Annotated in this window: 4 protein-coding genes; 1 reads left to right on the top strand and 3 read right to left on the bottom strand. The window is 56.4% G+C overall.

All coding sequences use genetic code 11. The annotated features are described in order from the left end of the window. From ABSG47_RS20570 to ABSG47_RS20580, 3 genes are all read right to left on the bottom strand, one after another. On the bottom strand, positions 1-314 hold a 314-nt coding region (locus tag ABSG47_RS20570; protein WP_424172347.1), incomplete at its 3' end, for a multicopper oxidase domain-containing protein. A 90-nt stretch (positions 315-404) separates the two neighbouring features. Then, the gene (locus ABSG47_RS20575; RefSeq protein WP_424172350.1) at positions 405-968 is read right to left on the bottom strand and encodes a YceI family protein; all 564 of its coding nucleotides are present in this window, start codon (positions 966-968) and stop codon (positions 405-407) included. Positions 969-1,011: 43 nt separating this feature from the next. Then, positions 1,012-2,172: an NAD(P)/FAD-dependent oxidoreductase gene (locus ABSG47_RS20580; protein WP_424172353.1), complete on the bottom strand. Its 1,161-nt coding sequence runs from the start codon at positions 2,170-2,172 to the stop codon at positions 1,012-1,014. A 608-nt stretch (positions 2,173-2,780) separates the two neighbouring features. On the opposite strand from ABSG47_RS20580, the gene ABSG47_RS20585 reads away from it, so the two are divergent. Then, entirely contained in the window at positions 2,781-3,254 is a 474-nt protein-coding gene (locus tag ABSG47_RS20585; RefSeq protein ID WP_424172355.1) for a single-stranded DNA-binding protein, read from the top strand. The last annotated feature ends 325 nt before the right edge of the window (positions 3,255-3,579 follow it).

The following is a 3,579-nucleotide window of genomic DNA, read 5'->3' on the forward strand; positions in this document are numbered from 1 at the left end:
ATATCCGGCGGCAAGTAAAGGCCGTGCCAGTGAACAACCTCCGAATCTTTCGTCAGGTTCCGAATCTCAACAGACTGTGGTTCTCCCTCACGCATCCGGAACAACGGCCCGGGAATCTGGCCGTTGTAAGCCACGGTCCGGATGTGATGCTTCGGTGATGCCTCCAGTGTGTACGGCGCAATCTCAAGCGTCACGTCCGCCGGCGCGGCCGCCGCGCGGGTCGTGCCGGACAATGCGAGTGAGCCGACCGCCATTCCAGAAAGTTGAGTAAAACGTCTGCGCGTCAGCGTAAGGTGAGACACAGAATTGGGCATAGTTCCTTGTAGCTCCGATTGAGTTCCATGAAAAGCAAGTGCAGTTAGAACGGAATGGTCCCTATTACAGTGTGCAAACAGGATGGTCAGTTAGTTAGAAACCTGGCCAACGAGATTGAGATCAATCGCAACGTCATTCTCAGCCTTCCAGAACATGAAGCTCGGGTTCTTGAGACCCCACTGAACATAGGGGACGACGAATTGCCCCTTCACCGTTGCCTTCGAGCCATCGATGTGTATCTGTATCGGAATCGTCAGATCGTGAGGATTGCCGAGTAGAGTGAACACTCCGCTCACCTGAATGGTTGAGTCGCCAGAGAGCGCGATTGTTCCACTGTAGGTCTTGGGCGCAAAAGACACGGTCGTGTACTGATCCACCTTGAGAATGTCTTTATTCATCTTCTTATCGCGGCTGTCGTTACCGGTCTTCCCGCTGCCGGCCAGAATGGCCACCGAACCCGACATCTTATGATTGCCGCGGTCAAACTCAATCGATCCGGATTGAATGTGAAACGTGCCGTGGACGACCTCGTGGGTCGTTTTGAGTGTCATCTTGATCTCGCTGGCATCGAGATTGACGGCGAAGGTCTGATGCTGGGCGAGAGCGGCTGGAGCGAGTATGACGGCGAGAACAAAGACTGCGAAAGATTTCATTCCATCTCCCCTAGAGGGCTTTGACTAACGGCGTGGCTCGATTTCAGCTGGTGACTGCCTGTGGAGAAACAGCGGCGGGCTGGGCGACCCGGGTTAGCCTGGCCGTCACGCGCATCACGCCGGGCCAGACCCTGAGACAAAACGGCAATACAGCGCGCGCCAGTGAGTTGTTCAAGCCGTCGGCGGCGAACTCGGCAAGACGCATCTGGGCCAGCAGTGCGGAACGCAGGTTAGCCTGGAAGAGCGGCGCCGGCTCTACTGCAAGATAGGCAGCGGCGGCACAGCGGGCAGTGTGCAGCGCTATGGATATGCCATCGCCGGTGAACGACGGGATGACAGCTGCCTGATCGCCGATGCAGTAGAGCCCATCCTCGGTTGTGCGTCGGATGTATCCATACGGGATATGGGTGATGGCGATCGGCTTGGCGAGCAACGGCTCCGCACCGGCAAGCCTCATTGCGAGGTGTGGACAGTCCTGCTGCATTTTCGCGAGGAAGTTCTCCCAGCGATGACCGACACGTGCGAGATGCCGCCGTTGCACCACGCAGCAGAGGTTTGCAATGCCGCCTTCTACCGGTTGGATACCACCGTACCCTCCGGGATAGAGCATCAACTCGGAGGCGCCCGCTAGCTCAGCAGCCTGCGTCGGAGCGAGGCGAAAATACATCTTGAAGGCGACCCACTGCTCCGGGTCCTTTGGTCGCGTGTGGCCGCGCAGATCATGCTTACCCGTGGCGAGAAAGACGGTTGGAGCTTCGCAGTTGGTGCCGTCATCAAACGTAGCCTGCCAGACGTTGGCTGTCGTACGGCTGAGCGACTGCACACTGCGACCGCGCTCTACGCGGACTCCAGCTGCGACGGCCTCGGCAATAAGCGCTGTGTCGAGCGCTTTGCGCGTGAGCGAGGCTGCGGGAAAAGGCAGCTGAGCCTCCGCGGCGCGTCTGGCTGCGGCAAGGCGAACGTAATCGATGGGCACCGCGCCAAGAGAGGCCACGTCGATGCCGAGTGCATGCAGATCCTCAAGGGCCTCACCGCTTAGAAACTCTCCGCAGACCTTATGGCGAGATGTGGGTTCGCGTTCAATTAGCGTGACGCTCCGTGCCCTTCGAGCGAGCGCGATCGAAACGGCACAGCCTGCCACTCCACCACCGAGAATGAGAACTTCGTCTTGCAAAGCATTGCTCCTAATGCACTGGATGTTCAATCCATTTGTAGCGGACTCCGTCTTCTAGTAGACGTCCAGAAAACAGTTCGGCACGTCATCCTGTACAAATCGTCATTTTGGAACAGGTAGAGCCTTTGCTGGGCGGATGCATTTGCAGACGTGACTATGCCGGGTTCACCGGGGGATTGGAAGACGTCTAAGGACCTAGAACGAGGTAATCGATGTAAAGTTCTATACGAACACCTAGCGGCGGGAACTTTCCACCAAACAATAGATGGCCTGCGTAGTGTTCCTGACCGGAGATTTCCACGGTAGCGACATAAAGCTTCCCCTGCGCGGAGGCATCGTTGTATGCGCAGCACGGAAGAAAGCCCAAAACATCGGGCTCGGAATCACCTTGCTCCTGGACAGTTGAAGAGAAGGCACGCTCTTCCGCGGCGTTCTTGTAGATTCTAAAGCTGACATCGAAAAGGAATTCTATCTGCTTTTAGTTAAAGCCAAACCCACAAGCATCTGTGATTTTTCTGCTGCGGCCGTAACTCCTCTTTCCGGGTGCCCTACCCTCGCCGGGTCTTTGTTTTTCCGGCCAGGGTGGGATTGAGACAACGCCCAGTCTGCTATTCTTTCTCCTTACTGGAGCACTCATCATGGCAAAAAGCGTCAATAAAGTCATCCTGCTAGGCAACGTAGGCAAAGATCCCGAAATCCGTTCCACGGGCGGCGGCAAGATGGTGGCGTCTTTCAGTCTGGCCACCGCCGAACGCTATAAGGACCAGCAAGGCAACTTTCAGGAACGCACGGAATGGCATAACATCGTGACGTTTGATCGTCTCGCGGAGATCATCCGCGACTACGTGAAGAAAGGCCACAAGCTGTTTCTCGAAGGACGGATCACTACGCGTAGCTGGGATGACAAGGAGACCGGCCAGAAGAAGTACCGCACCGAGATTATTGCAAGCGACGTTTCACTGCTCTCCGGCCGCGAAGAAGGCGGCTCCAGCAGCCGCGGATCCAGTTCCACCGGTGGCTCCACTGCTGGCTTTGACCAGCGCCAGCCCTCCGGCGGCGCCGATGAATACGCCAACCAGGCCGAAATCTCCGACGACGACATTCCCTTCTGATTACCGCCCTAAGTCAACTTGCTGTATTTACCGATAAAGCCATTGGAATATATGGCTTTATCGGTATCTTCATTTGCTGTATTCATTTGGCGGTGGCCATGATGCCGACAACGGCTGCCAGAAAAGGGTTTCGCTGCTATTTCTACTCTGCACGCATGTAGAACGCGGAAGGAATGATCTTGCATCTCAGAGCATTTCTCCTTTTGCTGTAGAGCGGCCCCAGCGTGGCCGCAAAAGCAAATACGCGATGAGGGTGGGGCGCACGAACTTTATACCTTCGGGAGAGATGCTCTCATGTTGCGGCCTGGGACGGCAGCGTCTGAGG

This window comes from Occallatibacter sp. (assembly GCF_049510455.1).
Lineage (GTDB): Bacteria > Acidobacteriota > Terriglobia > Terriglobales > Acidobacteriaceae > Telmatobacter.

What these genes read in the sequence shown, in the direction of transcription:
- ABSG47_RS20575 (WP_424172350.1), bottom strand. Translation starts at nt 968, where the DNA reads ATGAAATCTTTCGCAGTCTTTGTTCTCGCCGTCATACTCGCTCCAGCC.
- ABSG47_RS20585 (WP_424172355.1), top strand. Translation starts at nt 2,781, where the DNA reads ATGGCAAAAAGCGTCAATAAAGTCATCCTGCTAGGCAACGTAGGCAAA.